The 15,144-nt window shown below is 46.7% G+C and carries 21 protein-coding genes and 1 riboswitch; of the genes, 6 read left to right on the forward strand and 15 right to left on the reverse strand.

What is annotated here, in order from left to right; genetic code table 11:
* Nucleotides 1-49 precede the first annotated feature (49 nt).
* The 4 genes from spoVIF to AXI59_RS17705 form a co-directional block, all read right to left on the reverse strand.
* Nucleotides 50-304, reverse strand: a complete 255-nt coding sequence (gene spoVIF / locus AXI59_RS17690) for a sporulation-specific transcription regulator SpoVIF (RefSeq protein ID WP_061521853.1) — start codon at nt 302-304, stop codon at nt 50-52.
* 167 nt (nt 305-471) lie between these two features.
* The gene (locus AXI59_RS20680; protein ID WP_061528884.1) at nt 472-636 is read right to left on the reverse strand and encodes a YjcZ family sporulation protein; all 165 of its coding nucleotides are present in this window, start codon (nt 634-636) and stop codon (nt 472-474) included.
* Between the two features lie 93 nt (nt 637-729).
* Nucleotides 730-927, reverse strand: a complete 198-nt coding sequence (locus tag AXI59_RS17700) for a hypothetical protein (RefSeq protein WP_061521851.1) — start codon at nt 925-927, stop codon at nt 730-732.
* Nucleotides 928-1,210: 283 nt separating this feature from the next.
* Nucleotides 1,211-1,567 (reverse strand): DUF1360 domain-containing protein, encoded by a 357-nt coding sequence (locus tag AXI59_RS17705; RefSeq protein WP_061528885.1) that lies wholly within the window; start codon nt 1,565-1,567, stop codon nt 1,211-1,213.
* A gap of 171 nt (nt 1,568-1,738) precedes the next feature.
* Between AXI59_RS17705 and AXI59_RS17710 the strand changes: the two genes are divergently transcribed.
* The 5 genes from AXI59_RS17710 (at nt 1,739) to AXI59_RS17730 (ending at nt 4,286) form a co-directional block, all read left to right on the forward strand.
* Nucleotides 1,739-2,125 carry a spore coat protein gene (locus AXI59_RS17710; protein ID WP_061521849.1) on the forward strand — a complete coding sequence of 129 codons (387 nt, stop codon included), beginning with the start codon at nt 1,739-1,741 and terminating at the stop codon, nt 2,123-2,125.
* A gap of 40 nt (nt 2,126-2,165) precedes the next feature.
* On the forward strand, nt 2,166-2,480 hold the full coding sequence (locus tag AXI59_RS17715) for a hypothetical protein (RefSeq protein ID WP_061528886.1): 315 nt from the start codon (nt 2,166-2,168) through the stop codon (nt 2,478-2,480).
* A gap of 91 nt (nt 2,481-2,571) precedes the next feature.
* The gene (locus AXI59_RS17720; RefSeq protein WP_061521847.1) at nt 2,572-3,066 is read left to right on the forward strand and encodes a spore coat protein; all 495 of its coding nucleotides are present in this window, start codon (nt 2,572-2,574) and stop codon (nt 3,064-3,066) included.
* A gap of 150 nt (nt 3,067-3,216) precedes the next feature.
* A complete protein-coding gene (gene cotY / locus AXI59_RS17725) occupies nt 3,217-3,699 on the forward strand; it encodes a spore coat protein CotY (RefSeq protein ID WP_061528887.1) in 483 nt (160 codons plus the stop codon).
* Between the two features lie 143 nt (nt 3,700-3,842).
* Complete coding sequence (locus AXI59_RS17730) at nt 3,843-4,286, forward strand: CotY/CotZ family spore coat protein (protein ID WP_061528888.1); 444 nt, start codon at nt 3,843-3,845, stop codon at nt 4,284-4,286.
* A 62-nt stretch (nt 4,287-4,348) separates the two neighbouring features.
* Here AXI59_RS17730 and AXI59_RS17735 read toward each other — a convergent pair whose 3' ends face one another.
* The 10 genes from AXI59_RS17735 to AXI59_RS17780 form a co-directional block, all read right to left on the reverse strand.
* Complete coding sequence (locus AXI59_RS17735) at nt 4,349-4,942, reverse strand: CotO family spore coat protein (protein ID WP_061528889.1); 594 nt, start codon at nt 4,940-4,942, stop codon at nt 4,349-4,351.
* Nucleotides 4,943-5,039: 97 nt separating this feature from the next.
* Complete coding sequence (fabI, locus tag AXI59_RS17740) at nt 5,040-5,816, reverse strand: enoyl-ACP reductase FabI (protein ID WP_061521843.1); 777 nt, start codon at nt 5,814-5,816, stop codon at nt 5,040-5,042.
* 127 nt (nt 5,817-5,943) lie between these two features.
* Entirely contained in the window at nt 5,944-6,756 is an 813-nt protein-coding gene (gene thiD, locus AXI59_RS17745; protein WP_061521842.1) for a bifunctional hydroxymethylpyrimidine kinase/phosphomethylpyrimidine kinase, read from the reverse strand.
* Nucleotides 6,757-6,777: 21 nt separating this feature from the next.
* Nucleotides 6,778-7,788 (reverse strand): thiazole biosynthesis adenylyltransferase ThiF, encoded by a 1,011-nt coding sequence (gene thiF / locus AXI59_RS17750; RefSeq protein ID WP_061521841.1) that lies wholly within the window; start codon nt 7,786-7,788, stop codon nt 6,778-6,780.
* Nucleotides 7,785-8,549, reverse strand: coding sequence for a thiazole synthase (gene thiG, locus AXI59_RS17755; RefSeq protein WP_061528890.1), 765 nt, complete (start codon nt 8,547-8,549; stop codon nt 7,785-7,787). The genes thiF and thiG overlap by 4 nt, the downstream gene beginning before the upstream one ends.
* Before the next feature lie 3 nt (nt 8,550-8,552).
* Nucleotides 8,553-8,756, reverse strand: a complete 204-nt coding sequence (gene thiS, locus AXI59_RS17760) for a sulfur carrier protein ThiS (protein WP_061528891.1) — start codon at nt 8,754-8,756, stop codon at nt 8,553-8,555.
* Nucleotides 8,753-9,862, reverse strand: coding sequence for a glycine oxidase ThiO (gene thiO / locus AXI59_RS17765; protein WP_061528892.1), 1,110 nt, complete (start codon nt 9,860-9,862; stop codon nt 8,753-8,755). Before thiO ends, thiS begins: the two co-directional genes overlap by 4 nt.
* Nucleotides 9,846-10,463: a thiazole tautomerase TenI gene (tenI, locus tag AXI59_RS17770; RefSeq protein ID WP_061528893.1), complete on the reverse strand. Its 618-nt coding sequence runs from the start codon at nt 10,461-10,463 to the stop codon at nt 9,846-9,848. The genes thiO and tenI overlap by 17 nt, the downstream gene beginning before the upstream one ends.
* Nucleotides 10,441-11,148, reverse strand: a complete 708-nt coding sequence (gene tenA / locus AXI59_RS17775) for a thiaminase II (protein WP_061528894.1) — start codon at nt 11,146-11,148, stop codon at nt 10,441-10,443. The genes tenI and tenA overlap by 23 nt, the downstream gene beginning before the upstream one ends.
* Nucleotides 11,149-11,235: 87 nt before the next feature.
* Nucleotides 11,236-11,344: riboswitch (TPP riboswitch) on the reverse strand.
* Between the two features lie 54 nt (nt 11,345-11,398).
* A complete protein-coding gene (locus AXI59_RS17780; RefSeq protein WP_061528895.1) occupies nt 11,399-13,243 on the reverse strand; it encodes a monovalent cation:proton antiporter family protein in 1,845 nt (614 codons plus the stop codon).
* A 220-nt stretch (nt 13,244-13,463) separates the two neighbouring features.
* Here AXI59_RS17780 and prpE point away from each other — a divergent pair, with 220 nt between their 5' ends.
* Nucleotides 13,464-14,207: a bis(5'-nucleosyl)-tetraphosphatase PrpE gene (gene prpE / locus AXI59_RS17785; protein ID WP_061521835.1), complete on the forward strand. Its 744-nt coding sequence runs from the start codon at nt 13,464-13,466 to the stop codon at nt 14,205-14,207.
* Between the two features lie 37 nt (nt 14,208-14,244).
* Here the strand turns inward: prpE and AXI59_RS17790 are convergent, their stop codons facing one another.
* Nucleotides 14,245-15,138: an RluA family pseudouridine synthase gene (locus AXI59_RS17790; protein ID WP_061528896.1), complete on the reverse strand. Its 894-nt coding sequence runs from the start codon at nt 15,136-15,138 to the stop codon at nt 14,245-14,247.
* Nucleotides 15,139-15,144: the final 6 nt, after the last annotated feature.

The following is a 15,144-nucleotide window of genomic DNA, read 5'->3' on the forward strand; positions in this document are numbered from 1 at the left end:
TTCAAATAAAAAGGCCTACCGCAGCAAAAACAGCAAGGCCGGCTGACACCTATTTATTGTTCATCATTTTAGAAATGGTGCCAAAATCGAGCTTCTCTTTTCCGCTTGTAATAGATTGAACGATTTTGTCTTCTAATTCTTTCGGAACACGTTTGTTTGCCAGCTCCGACACCTTCTGAATGACGCCTCTCACCGTATTTTCATCTTTGAAATTGGCATTTTGCAAGCTTCCAGCGAGATTCATGACATCCTTCATATTGACGCCTGTTTTCTTCTCAATATTTTTGAAAAATTGATTATCCATGTTTTTCCTCCTTTTGTGGAGTAATACGATATTGTATGAACACAGGCCGGATCATGTGCTCAGAGGACACAAAAAAAATTCCGATCTCCCGCTTTATACTCCGTTAGCATCAGGCAAGCACAGGGCTTGAAGCCCCGCGCTTTTCCTGACTGCGTCTTGCTTAACGATTAACCAAAGAAGGACGCACCGACAATGATCAGAAGGATGAACAATACGACAACAAGAACAAAACATCCGCATCCGCCTCCTGAATAGCCGCCGCCATAGCCGCCACAGCCGCCGTAGCCGCCGTAGCCGCCGTAGCCGCCGAATCCGCCATAACCGAATCCCATATATAAGCACCTCCTTTTCTCTCTATACTCTATGTCGGTGAAATCGTTTGGCTTGGATAAATGCATAGGGCCATTGCGGATTTCCTGCGATTTTTATTGGAGATGCTTATTTTTCTTCAGCTTTGATTCCGTTTCAGCGGCAAATGCATCTATCCATTCTTCAAAGCGCAAACCTGCCTCATCAAATTCGGACAGCTGCTTTTCAATAGAAAGGGTATTACTGTCATGCACTCTTTGTTTTTGATTATGCGTCTGATATTTTTTGTTTATAAACAACTCAATGATGTTCATATGATCCCCCCTCCTATTGTCTATGCGGAAAAAATATAGGGGTTCTGAAAAAACAAAAAAACCGGAATCTCCGGTTTCTTTTAAAAACTATCTCGGTTTTTTCTTTTGGCCGCACCCGCAGCCTTTCTTTTTAATTTTTTTTCCGTAAGGCTGCGGCTCAGAAGGTTTGTATGAAGAATTTTGGGAAGGTTTTTTTGATTGGCTCATGGTGATCCTTCCTTTCCTTATGTCATATATGCTAGTTTATGCCGAAAGTGACGATAAGTTGACTGGCGGAACTGCCTTATTCCGGAAGCAGTCGGGAAACCGCTGCTTCAATAATTCCCGCTGCGCCGGCGATTGCCAAAAGTAAAATCAGCCATTGCGCTGCTTGCGGAACAACGATTTGCGCGGCAATCAAAAAGGCGGCGCACCATACGCCCGTACACCAGTAACAGCTGAGCAGTTCACCGATAAATGCCCTGAGACCCTTTCCTTTTATGACGATATAGGTTTCTGTTGAGCCGTCAGGACCGGTCTCCGTTTTTTCTTCGTGAAAAAGGCTCCTGAGCGGCGCCATAATGGTGTCAAAAACAAAAAGCCTGGCCAACCGAAAAACAGCAAACGAAAGCAGAAAAAATGAAAGCCAATTGATAACCACTGATTCACTCCTTTTTAAAACATGACCTCTTTTACATATATGCGAAAACCCTGATCCTCATGAATCGCATCTTGTCCGGTAAAAAAATGGGTGTGGTTTAGTTGTTTTTCTTATTCCGCTCGGCGTTTCATTTGCATTATATAAAGTATGGATTAGAAAGGAGTGAAGATTATGTCGTTTGAAGAAAAAGTTGAAACACTGCAGCCGCAAATATTCGAACAATTATCCAGCGAATTCGAACAGCAAATCGAAGTGATTGATTGTGAAAATATCACAGTGGATACAACACATATAACGGCCGCTCTTTCTATACAAGCCTCAGTTACTACGGCGATTATCCTCGCGACACAGCTCATGGTCGCAGATCAAGACACAGCCGATCAAATGGTAACCGAACTGCTGATCCTGGATGATTGCCAGATTAAAAAAAGAACAATCATTCAAGTCATTAACAGCCGCAATGTCAAAATCACACTGACAGCAGACGATATCATGGCCTTTGTACACATTTTACTTCAATTATTAAATGTACTTTTCACCGAACTAGGCATCCTTTAACCCTTTCTTTTCACAAACTTTAAAATTGAGGTGAGAACAAATGTCAGATAACGAAAAATACAAAGAAGAGCTCGCAAAGCTTCCTGAAGTGGATCCGCTTTTAAAAGTGCTTGTCAGCAATGTCTTCAAAAAACACGGCGTGACAAAGGATAATTTACGGGAAATACCTGATGAAGAAAAAGAAATGCTGATCGCATTAGTCAAAGACTTGCAGGCGAAATCTGAAGCTTTCCTTGAAAGCCAGAAACAGAAAAAAGAGCAGGAAAAAGCGCAAGAACAACAGCAAAATCCGAAAACCCGCAGAGAACAATTAATCGAACAGCTCCGGCAAAGACGCCAAAATCCTGGTCAATAACTAAAAATAGTGATTTTTATCAGGATATATGCCTGAGTCAAAGTAAGGGACCCGCTCATTTAATAATAGTAAAAGAAAAGGAGGAATAGATATGGAAAGCAGACCTTATTCTTGGGTTGCACTTGATCCTGAATGCGACCACCCGCGAGAAGAAAAAGAGGAAAGAAGATGCGATGTTTGCTGTAATGATAATGAGGGCGAATTTGCAGACGATGCCTTTTTCGATCAAGATCTAGCTGCTGCAAATATTAAAAAACAGACTTCCGATGAAATAATTATCATCAGAGATTCCTGTGACATCATTATTTCATCAACAGACACCCAATCATTAAATTCATATTTACAGTCTGTTAATACAGCATATATTAAGATTTTGTACTCATTAATTGATGATGAGGTCGTTGCTGAACTAGTTGCCAAAGACCTATTACAACTGAACGCTAGCAAACAATCTAACCGTCAAAAAATACTCATCGAGAACTCGCGCAATGTAAATGTCAAAACAGAAGATGCTGATGCAGCAACATTATCAACGTACGCCACCAACATGCTCTGGGCAACCATTAGTTATTCATTGCTTACCTAAACTTTAAAGCAGAGCTAAAAAACGCTCTGCTTTTTCTTATTTTCCCCGCATATGATGAATATATAGACGTTCACCCACACCAAGTGGGGCTCGCGTACATATGTTGTTAAAGACTAAAGTCAAATACCCTAAAAGAAGGAGCTGAAATCCATGAGCTGCGGAAAACACCATAGCCGAGATGAAAACTGTGTATGCGATGCAGTCGAGAAGATTTTAGCAGAGCAGGAGGCCGTTGAAGAACAGTGCCCGACCGGCTGCTATACGAATCTTTTGAGCCCGACGATTGCAGGTAAAGACACCATTCCGTTTCTCTTGTTTGATAAAAAAGGCGGATTGTTCTCCACATTCGGGAACGTGGGAGGATTTGCGGATGATAGCCAATGCTTTGAGTCCATTTTCTTCCGTGTAGAAAGACTGTGCGATTGCTGCGCGACACTGTCTATATTGCGTCCTGTAGATGTGCATGGCGACACCCTCAGCGTCTGCCATCCTTGCGATCCGGATTTCTTCGGATTAGAAAAAACAGATTTTTGCATTGAAGTTGATTTAAGCTGCTATTGCGCTATTCAATGCCTTTCACCGGAGCTTGTTAATCGGACTGCGCCGCACAAAGAGAAAAAGCATCACGGATAGTCATTGATTCGCATCTTTTCTAAGGAGAATCCCCTTCCAACCTTATATTACAGATGCAATCATTCAGCCCGCCCGATTTCGGGCGGCTGACTCTCCAATTTCGTTGCCGGTTTCATTTAAAACGTTAAGGCAGGAGGGATATTATGAGCCAGAAAACAACAAACTGTGTGCGTGAAGCAGTTGAAAACATTGAAGACCTTCAAGATGCGGTTGAGGAAAATTGCCCGGCAGGCTGCTATTCTAATCTTTTATCTCCGGCTTATACATTAGGCAATACAGTGCCGTTTGTGCTATTCACTTCAAAATCAAAACCGTTCACCGCGTACGGAAATATCGGCGAGCTGGATAACGGCCCTTGCTTCAATACCGTTTTCTTCAGAGTTGAAAAAGTCTGTGACGGCTGTGCCACGTTAAGCCTGCTCATTGCATTTGATGAGCATAAACACATTCTTGATTTTACAGATAAGGATTCTGTCTGCGATGTGTTTCGTTTAGAAAAAACGCACTATTGTGTGGAGGTTGATCTTCATTGCTTCTGCGCTATCAATTGTTTGAATCCGAGACTGTTAAACCGCACACACTACTAAGCGAAAAAACAGCATAAAAATAAGCTGCCGAATGATGTTTTCAGGCAGCTTTTTGTTTATGCTTAAAATCCGAGCGGATGCAGCGAGGTGATCTCGTCTATCGCGAGTGCTGCCGGCGCTCCGTTGCTTGTCGTCCGCAGGAAGATCGCATCATTTTTTCTTCCGACGATCACGCCTCTGTAGGTTTTCCCATTTGCTTCGATCAGACAGAGCGCTCTCGGCATATTGTGCGGAAGCTTCGTTAAGAAATCGATTTTTTCAATAATGGACATTCTGCTCATCGGCTTTTTCACACGTTTCGGCGGCACTTTCTCTTCCGGTTCGGCATTGTGAACCGCTTCCGGTTCCTTTTCAGTCTCCGCAGGTTCAGAAACGTCCTGCATCCTGTGCTGTTCTTCCTGGCGGGCTGCGTCCTCTGACTGAGATTGCGGCGGCAACTGTTTGGCATGCTCCTCTTTTTCGGCCGGCTTGGCGGCGGCGGGCTGATCCGCCTGTTCTTCCGCGTGCTCAAGAGGTTCCGGCTTTTCTGGCGGCGGCTCAGGTGTTTTCCTTTTTTTGATTAATATGTCCTGCATGGAAGACTGCGTTTCCGCATAATCCGGCTGAACAATATACATGAGCGGTTTTTTATCCGCGTTTCTGTTTTTATTTAACATCTTCATCCCTCCGATTCTGTCATGTTTTATCTATATGACAGAATGATAAAAATCAGAAGAAATAAAAAAGCAATCCCTGTGCGGGACTGCTCGTCAATTAACGTGCGGTAATATGGAAACCTGAATCAACGTGAAGGTTTTCGCCCGTGATGCCTCTCGATAAATCACTGAACAAGAAAGCGGCCGTATCGCCTACTTCCTCAGGCGTTGTCGTACGGCGCAGCGGCGCGCGCTCCTCGATGTCTTTCAGGATCGAGTTAAAGTCACTGATGCCTTTTGCAGACAGCGTGCGGATCGGGCCGGCAGAAATGCTGTTTACGCGGATATTTTCTTTTCCTAAGTCAGCAGCTAAATATTTTACGCTCGCATCAAGAGACGCTTTCGCAACGCCCATTACGTTATAGTTTGAAACAACGCGCTCTCCGCCGAGGTATGTCAATGTTACGATGCTTCCGCCTTCAGTCATCATCGGACGCGCCGCTTTTGCGACGGCTGTCAGAGAATAAGAGCTGATGTTATGCGCCAGCAAGAAACCTTCACGGTTCGTATTTAAGTATTCGCCGACAAGCTCTTCTTTGTTTGCAAACGCGATACAATGCGCAATGCCGTGGATGACGCCGACTTGTTCTTTAATGCTTGCAAAGCAAGTCTCAATCTCAGCATCATTTGTCACATCACACGGAAGGATGACAGAATCATTTCTTTCTAAAGTAGCTGCAAGCTCATGGACTGATTTTTCCAAGCGCTCTCCGGCATAAGTGAAAATGAGGCGTGCCCCTGCTTCGTGCAGCGAACGTGCGATTCCCCAAGCGATACTGCGTTTATTGGCAACTCCCATCACAACGATGTTGCGGCCTTTAAGAGAAAAATTCATATGTATAAAGCCTCCTGTAATAGTCTAAAGACATAGTGTTAGTACCTGATCTTAATTTTAATCATATCATAACCTTGTCCAGAATAAAAGCACAGGAAAGGGACCGCAGCCATGAGCGGTCCCTTTTTTATCTCGTCTGCAAACTGTTTCTTTTAAAGGCAAAATGATTGGTCGGTCCGTGTCCCGCACCGATGCCGAGCGTGTTTTCCACCGCTTCCCGGACAAAATTGGCGGCAATTTCAAATGCCGTTTGAATTTCTTCTCCTTTTGCCGTTTCCGCTGTCAGCGCTGCTGCAAACGTGCAGCCTGTACCGTGGGTATGTTTTGTGTCAATATGAGAGTGGCTGATTTGGGTAAAAGACGAACCGTCAAATAATAAATCAACGATTTTACCCTGTTCAGGCTGGTGCCCGCCTTTTATAATGACATTTTTCGCTCCAAGCTTACAAAGATGTTCCGCCGCTTTTTTTCGATCCGCAAACGTACGAATTTCCATCCCCGTCAACACCTCGGCTTCAGGAACATTCGGCGTAATCGCATAGCTGCGCGGAATTAACAGCTCTTTTAAAGCCGCCTGTGATTCTTCACGCAGCAAGGAAGCGCCGCCTTTTGCAATCATGACGGGGTCTGTGATCACATGGTCAAGCTGATATTGGTCTATTTTTTCCGCAATCTTGGTCATCATCTCGGCACTCCACAGCATCCCCGTCTTCACCGCGTCCGGCCGCAAATCTTCCGCAACCGCGTCAATCTGGCTGCCGAGAGCTTCTGCTGTAAGCGGGTAGATACCATGGACGCCCAATGTATTTTGTGCCGTTACCGCTGTAATGGCTGTCATTCCAAAGACACCGAGTTCTTGAAAGGTTTTGAGATCCGCCTGAATACCGGCGCCCCCGCCTGAATCAGAACCGGCAATCGTTAATGCTTTACAAATGCTCATGCTGTTTTCTCTCCTTTCGCGTCATCCGATCCATTTATGATAAAAGGATTTCGCCCTGCTGATGTCGCTTGTGCCGTGAATTAACGCCCTGCCGTCACGAAACAAAACCATCTTTAAACTGTCCGAACGGCAGGAAATTAAATACGGATTCGCCGATACGTCAAGCCCCGCCTGTCTGAGCCGTCCGGCAAGCGTTTTAAGTTCAATCTGTTCTGCCATCTCCGTTCTGATCTGTACGGTGTTTCGGCCGCACAGTACAGCGGCTTTTGTTTGGTTTTCAAAAGATAAAAACGGAAATTCGTTCGTGCCGCAGCTTGGGCATTCGGCTGATTTAAGCTTAGCGATATTCACTTCAGACCGTTCATTTTTCCACAAATCAAAGGAACGGAGCACATGCTCAATAGGTTCGCCTGTCAAAAGCTTCAGCGCATCGGCAGCCTGATAAACGGCAACCTGTAATACCGCAGGGCTGATGATTCCCGCCGTATCACAGGTCAAACCGCCTAAAGGCAGCGTCTCAAGCAGGCAGTGAAGGCACGGGGTGACGTCAGGAATAACGGTAAAGGAAAGGCCGTAGCTGCCGACACAGGCGCCGTACAAAAAGGGGATTCCCTTTTGCACCGCCGCGTCGTTTACGATAAGCCTTGTTTCAAAGTTGTCCGTGGCGTCGACAATGATTGAAGCATCACTGATCAGTCCGGACACATTTTCTGCTGTGACATCCATGACAAACCCTTTCACATCAACATCGCTGTTAATGGAACGAAGCCGTTTTTCAGCCGCTGCGGCCTTCGGCATTTCCTGTCTGACGTCGTCTTCCGTATATAGCTGCTGGCGCTGAAGATTGCTCCATTCAACATAATCTCTGTCGGCTATCGTTACTTTCCCCACGCCTGCTCTGACAAGCATCTCCGCACCGGCCGTCCCGAGCGCGCCGGCGCCGATAATGACGGCATGAGACGCCTTCAGCTTCTGCTGTCCGCCGGGACCGATCGGCTGAAACAGCTCCTGTCTGGAATATCTGTCCGTCATACAGGAAGACCGTCTCGCGGGCTGCTCGCCGTGCCGTAATCTTTCACCGGAATTCTGCCCGCCTCATAGGAAAGGCGCCCCGCTTCTACGGCAAGCTTCATCGCCCGCGCCATTTTTACCGGATCATCCGCGCCTGACACAGCAGTGTTTAATAAAACGCCGTCAGCCCCTAGCTCCATCGCATAGGCTGCATCTTTCGAAGATCCGACGCCGGCATCCACAATAACAGGCACCTTCGCCTGCTCAATAATAAATGACAGATTCAGAGGATTCAGAATGCCTTGACCCGAGCCGATCGGCGAAGCGCCCGGCATAATGGCATGAACGCCAAGCTCTTCAAGGCGTCTTGCGAGCACGACATCATCAGACGTATACGGAAGAACGATAAATCCCTCTTCAAGCAGCTGTTCAGAGGCTTTTAACGTTTCGACCGGATCAGGCAAAAGAGAGCGGCTGCAGCCGATCACCTCTACTTTAATCATGTCGCAAAGCCCGGATGCTTTGGCAAGCCTTGCGATTCTGACGGCTTCTTCGGCCGTCGCGGCTCCGGCTGTATTCGGAAGAAGCGTGTACTTGGATAAATCAAGCTGTTCGAGAAAATTCGGCTGAGACGGTTCAAATATGTTCATCCGCCTCACCGCAAATGTTAAAATTTCCGATTCAGAAACGGAGACCGCTTCTTTCTGGATGTCGAAACTCGGATATTTTCCCGTTCCTAACAAAAGTCTTGAATGAAATTGTTTTCCGCCTATTGTTAACATTCCTCATCCGCCTCCTACAAAATGGACAATCTCTATGACATCACGGTCACACAAGCCTGTATTCCGATAATTCTTTTTTTCGATGATTTCTTTATTTCTCTCCACAACTACGATTTTTTGATCAAGATGATAGAATTCGAGCAAATCCTGAATCGTGCCTTTTTCCTTAGCCCATTCAATTTGTTTTCCGTTCAGCTGAAGGATCATACCTGAACCGCCTCCTTGCGATCAATTCGAAACGCCTCTTTCCACTCTGTTTTGACCTCTTGATTCAAGACCAGATTCCGAACCATTTCAGCCGTTGCCGGCGCTAACAGAATGCCGTTTCGAAAATGGCCGGCAGCAAATATTAAGCCGCTGTCCTCCGGATGCCGCCCGATAAACGGCTTTCCGTCTTTTGTTCCCGGCCGGAGCCCTGCCCAAAACTGATCTATCTTCATATGTTCAATTGCAGGCAGCATTGATTTTGCTTTTTTGATGACTGCTTCAAGCCCGCCGATGTCAGGTTTATCACACCAGTCGCCCGGTTTCATGGTTGCTCCGATCACGAGACGGCCGCTTTTTCTCGGAACGACATAACAGTGGTCATGGTACAGCGTTCTTGTCAGCGGGATCTCGTCGTTCCAAACTGAGAGGCATTCTCCTTTTACAGGGAAAAAGGGCTGGCCTAAGCCAAACTGGGCAAAAAACTGGCCGCTCCATACACCGCTGGCCACTGCAACTTGATCGGCGTATACGTCTCCGGCCGATGTTTTTATGCAAAACGCTTCTATATCCCGTTTGATTTCAATAACGTGTGTATGTTCATAACATTCTGCTCCATAGCGCCTCGCCCCTTTTGCATACGCTTTACAGACATAATACGGTTCGACATGGACGTCGTCTTTTATCAAGCTTGCGCCGAGAATGTCTTTTGACGCAAACGGCTCTCTTTCAAGCGCTTCTTCTGCAGAAAGCCATGTGACGGAAGGCAAATCATCCATCTCCCGCAAACGGGTAATATCGTCTTTTGAATACGCCAGCTTCAGCATCCCGCCGTTATGGCGCCTGATGTCAATGTCCGCTGCTTCTTGCAGCTCTTTTCCGGCCGTTTCATATAGGCGCTGGCCGTGCATGGCAAAATCAAAAAACGCGTCACGACTTTCGCATTCAGCATGGGCGCCGAGCATTCCCGCGGCTGCGCTTGTCGTCCTTTTGCCGATTGCCCCGCTTTCAAACAAGGCCGTTTTTTGTTTATTCTTCGCCAGCTCATAAGCAATGGCGCACCCGATGATTCCCCCGCCGATAACCGCTGTATCATAGTGCTTCTTCATAACCGGCCTCCCTTACCTCGCGAGAATAACGTTTTGCCGCTTCCGCAGGGTTCTCTGCTGAAAAAATTCCCGACATGACGGCAATTCCGTCCGGCCCCGCCTGTTTTGCCTGACAGATAGTCTCAAGTGTCATACCGCCAATGGCAATCACTGGAATGGACAGCTTTCGTTTAATGTCAGAAAGCAGGTTCATGCCTCTTGCTTCAAGTCCTTTTTTACAATCGGTTTCAAACACATGGCCGAATAACACATAATCGGCGCCTTCTTTTTCAGCCTGGACAGCTTCTTTCAGCGAGTGAACGGAACAGCCGATATGAAGATGCGGAAATCTTGCTCTTACCTGCTTTACGGAAAAGCTGTGCGCCGGAAGCTGAACCCGGTGGACATTGGCAAAAAGCGCTATATCCGCACGGTCATTGATGATCAGTTTTTCTTTATCCACACCGCCTTTTTGCAAAAGCGACAGCAGATGCATGATATCCCCGGCTGTTTTGTTCCGTTCTCTGATATGAATAAAGCTCACATGATGATGCATCGAGATAATGTCTTGCGCCAGCCGTGCAACGGGCTTTCGGTTATCAGTTACCGCGTGCAGCTCCAAAGGGTTCCACCTCTTCCTGAGCCTTTTTGGACCAGCTTTCTTTTTGATAGGCCATCCCCCAAAATTGATATTCATAATAGCTTGAAATGACGAAATTCTCTTTCATTTTGGCGCGGATGTCCTCTGTACTTTTTTCAGCAAGCTCGTCAAAACGGCTGACCTGTTCTTCGACCTGCTGTCTAAACCAGTCGCCGCCGTATGTGCCGATCCATTTCTCATAAATCGGATGGCCCGGTTCACATTCCTTCAGGTGTTCGCCGACTTCATAATAAAGCCAATAGCAAGGCAAAAGCGCTGCTAATATTTCCGCAAAATTACCGCTTATCACTGATCTGTACATATGGGACGTATAAGAATACGCAGTCGGTGACGGTTTAAATGCCGCACGCTCTTTTTCTGTAATTCCTAAAAGTTCCGTGAATTCCCGGTGCAGCGCCATTTCCGCTTCATATGTGCCTTGCGCATGACCTGCCATTCTGCCCGTCGTAAACAAGTCCTCGGCATAAGCTGCTCCGAAAGCCTGAACCTTGGCAAAATGCGTCAAATAATAGGAATCTTGCAGCACGTAATATGTAAAGCGGTCTATCGGCAGGCTTCCGTCACCGATTCCCTTTATAAAAGGATGAACAAAGCTTCCGTCCCACCATTCGGCAGCGGCCCGTTTGCATTCCTCTGAAAATTTCATCATGTTTTCCCCCTCGATAGAAATAAAAAAACCACTTTCCCGCATTGGAAAAGTGGTTTGGAATTTACATGGATAAAAGGAACCCAAAAAAATACCGCTCCACTTCCCTACGCAGGTCTGAACCTGTTCAAGTTATGAGGGTCTAAAAGTCTCACTTTTATCTCAGCCCTTATGAAGGACACCCCTAGTGGTCTTACGATTGTTTATTTACTTGTTCTGCCCTTCTATCTTAACATGAATCAAATTTTGGTCAAGCTTCAAGCGTTTTTTTCAGCTCCGACACATAGTTGCGCGAACCTGTGACAATGAGGCGGTCCCCTGTTTTCAGCCGCGTGTCTCCGTGCGGAACGATGCTGTCCACTCCTCTGAAAATCCGTACGAAAATGACATCGCCCATCAGCGGAAATTCACGCAGAATAACGCCGTCATACGCGGTATTTTCCATATTGACCTGATAAAGCGAAGACTCTTGGTTCGTCAGCAGGTTCATCACGCCAGGAGCTTCAATTAATGCGCGCAAAAGCGTTTTTGTAGACAGAAGGATCGAAAAGATGCTGATGCCCTCTTCCTTCAGCTTCGCTTCATGCTCAACGGAACCTACGCTTGCGATGACCCGTTCAGTCCCTTTTTCTTTCGCAAATAATGCGATTTCCGCATTGAGATCTTCATTGCCCGTCGCCACCACGAGAATATCGGTTTTAAAGATGCCGTGCGACTCCAGCGTGCTGTGCTCGTAATCAGCGATCGTTTCCACCGTAAAGACGGATTCTGAATGCTTTTCCTCGGCATTTTCCTGATACACATGGACGATTCGGACTTCATATTCCTCATCGGGCAGTTCCAGTGTGACCGGAAGCGTCATTTGGTTGGCGCCGATAAATGTAATGCGCTTTTTTTCCTTCGGCGTATCTTGCCGTTTGTATAATTTTTTAAACCCGATCGGCGTTATAATACTGGCAATGACGGCCACCAGGGTCAGTGCGCCTGACATATTGGCGCTGATGATATGCAGCCTCTGCCCGATCGTAGCCGCCGCAATGACAAGCGACAGAGTGGATGTCAGCAGAAACCCCGAGGCAAACACGGTTCTCTTGTCATACCACCTTTTCAAATAAAGCACCGGAATGATCTTGCTGATAAACAGCGCAATCAAAAGCAGCGGAATCATAATCAATGTTTTCGGATCTTGGAACAGCGTCCAAATGTCCAATTTCACACCGACCATGACAAAAAAGATCGGGATTAAAAACCCGTAACCGAATGAATCAAGCTGTTCAACCATTTCTTTATTCGGCGACAGCAGCGACACAAGCACGCCGGCTAAAAACGCGCCGAGAATATTTTCTGCCCCGAGTGACTCTGACAGGGCGACAAGTACGATAATCAGCGTGAAAATGGCTCTCGTGCCAATCTGCACTGTTCCTTTTGACATCGATTGAACGAACGAGCGGTGTTTAAAGATCCGGCCGAAAAAGTACAGGACGACCCCTGCGGCAAACAAAATCATGAGAAGCCACATATTGCCGCTGTCCTCTCCGTAAACAGAAGCAAAAACGGCGAGAAGAATCATCGTCGCCAAATCGGCAATGACGGCGACAAGCAGGATGATCTGGCCGATATTTGAGTTCATAATCCGCTCTTCCTTTAAAGTCGGCACCACCACTCCGAGCGATATCGTCGAAATGATAAGCGTCATTAAAAAGGCATTTTTGATAAAACCGGCTAAGACAAAGCCGTACGACAGCAGTAATGATAAGATAAAAATGCCGATAAATATCATCAGTGCTGCGGCAAACGTGTTGGGAGCTTCTTTGCCGTTTTGGAGAAATTGTTTTTTCTTCCCCTTTTCAAACGAAGAAAAATCTATTTCCAAACCGCTTAAAAACATTAAAAAGATAAAGCCGAGAACAGACAGCGTCTCCAGCCACGTATCCCCCTGAACGACAAGATTAAAGCCGCTTTTTCCGATGATAAGCCCCATGATGATTTCCGCGACCACGACCGGAATGCTGAGCTTAAACCGATGTAAAAGGAGCGGCGTCAAAAATGCGACGATCAGGACAACGACTAAAGATGCGACTGATGTGTGTTCCATTGTAAGTACCTCCTTAGAACAAGGGTTATTAAAGCCCGTATAAACGGACAAAACCTTCTTTTTTAAAAAAACATAACGCGATTTTAACAAGGCTGAACGTGAAAAAAAGTAATAAGGCTTTAATTGTTCAATTCTTTTTTAATTTGCTCTAAAACAGCATGATTAGGCACAGGAATTTGCCCCATAATAAATAAATCAGATAAAAAGGGAGGTGCTGCGCATGGCTTATGATGTCATCAGCGATATACACGGATGTTTTGATGAGATGATCGCTTTAATTCAAAAGCTCGGGTATGAGGTGAAAGACGGAACGCCCGTCCATTCTGAAGGCAGAACGCTTGTATTTGCAGGGGATTTAACAGACAGAGGCCCAAAATCCGTTGAGGTGATGCGTTTTGTGGCAGAAGCATATGAAAAAGGAGCCGTCCGTTATGTCCCGGGAAATCATTGCAATAAGCTGTATCGTTATTTAAAGGGGAACCCCGTAAAAGTCATGCACGGACTGGAAACGACTGCTGCAGAACTGAAAGAGCTTTCGCCGGCTGAAAGAATGGAAGTCTCCAGGCAATTTATCCGGTTATACGAAAAAGCGCCGCTTTACGATATTTTACATAACGGCGATCTGGTTGTCGCCCATGCCGGCATAAAGGCTGACGATATCGGCAAACACTCACGGAGGGTAAAGGAGTTTGTCCTCTACGGCGACGTAACGGGAGAAACGCATACCGACGGCCGGCCCGTCAGAAGAGACTGGGCAGCCGATTATCACGGCAAGGCATGGGTTGTATACGGCCATACTCCTGTAAAAAGACCGCGGATCGTCAATCGCACCATTAATATTGATACAGGCTGCGTCTTCGGAAATGAGCTGACAGGCTTTCGTTTTCCCGAACATGAAACCGTTTCCGTGAAAAGCTGGATACCGTTTGACGCTACACGATTTCGTGAAGACGCCGGCCAGTAGCACACCAAAAAGCCCGAACCAGCGAAGGTTTCGGGCTTTATATCTGTTCGATCAAGGATGTCATGTCATCCGGAATCGGGGCATGGAAAACGAGCGGTTCACCGGTCATTGGATGTAAAAATGAAAGCCGCTCACTGTGAAGCGCCTGCCGCGTCATCCCCTCGGTTTTTCCCCCGTACAGCGTATCGCCGACTAACGGATGGCCGAGATAGCTCATATGCACCCGAATTTGATGCGTTCTCCCTGTTTCCAGCTGCAAAGCTGCCAGGGTGCATGTGTCTCCCGCTTTTTCCGTGCAAAAATGGGTAACCGCTGCTTGGCCCTGCGGGGTGACCATCCGTTCAATAATGCTGTCCGGCTTTCTGCCGATGGGAGCGTCAACCGTTCCTTCTTTCTGACTCATTCTGCCGTGCACAACAGCGAGATATCGCCTTTTTACGCTGCCTTTTTTCTGTGCGGCCGACAAAAGGGAGTGAGCGAGACGGTGCTTCGCGATCAGCATGGCGCCAGACGTATCCCGGTCAAGACGGGTGACAAGGTGGACCGTTGACTGTACGCCGTTTTGCCGGTAATGGTGAATGATTCCGTTAGCAATGCTTGCTGACGGGTGCTCCCTTGAAGGAATGGAGGAAACATATGGCTGTTTATTGACAACGAGCACATGTTCATCTTCATAAAGAATATCAAGCGGAACGGGCTCAGGCAGCAGAGTTTCACTCACTTGCTCTTTTGGAAACTCCACCTTTAACACATCTCCGTCAGCTAAAACTGAGCGGACGGTCACATGTTCACCGTTAATCAGAAGATCTCCGCCGCCGAATTTAATTTCCGCCAGAAGCCGCTTTGAAATGCCGAGCTGCGCTGTATATTCTTTTACCGTCATGCCGGCTTCCGAGGGTGTAATGTTCTTTTGGATAAAAAAGTTTTCCAATCCGTT

The sequence above is a fragment of the Bacillus nakamurai genome (genome assembly GCF_001584325.1).
GTDB lineage: Bacteria > Bacillota > Bacilli > Bacillales > Bacillaceae > Bacillus > Bacillus nakamurai.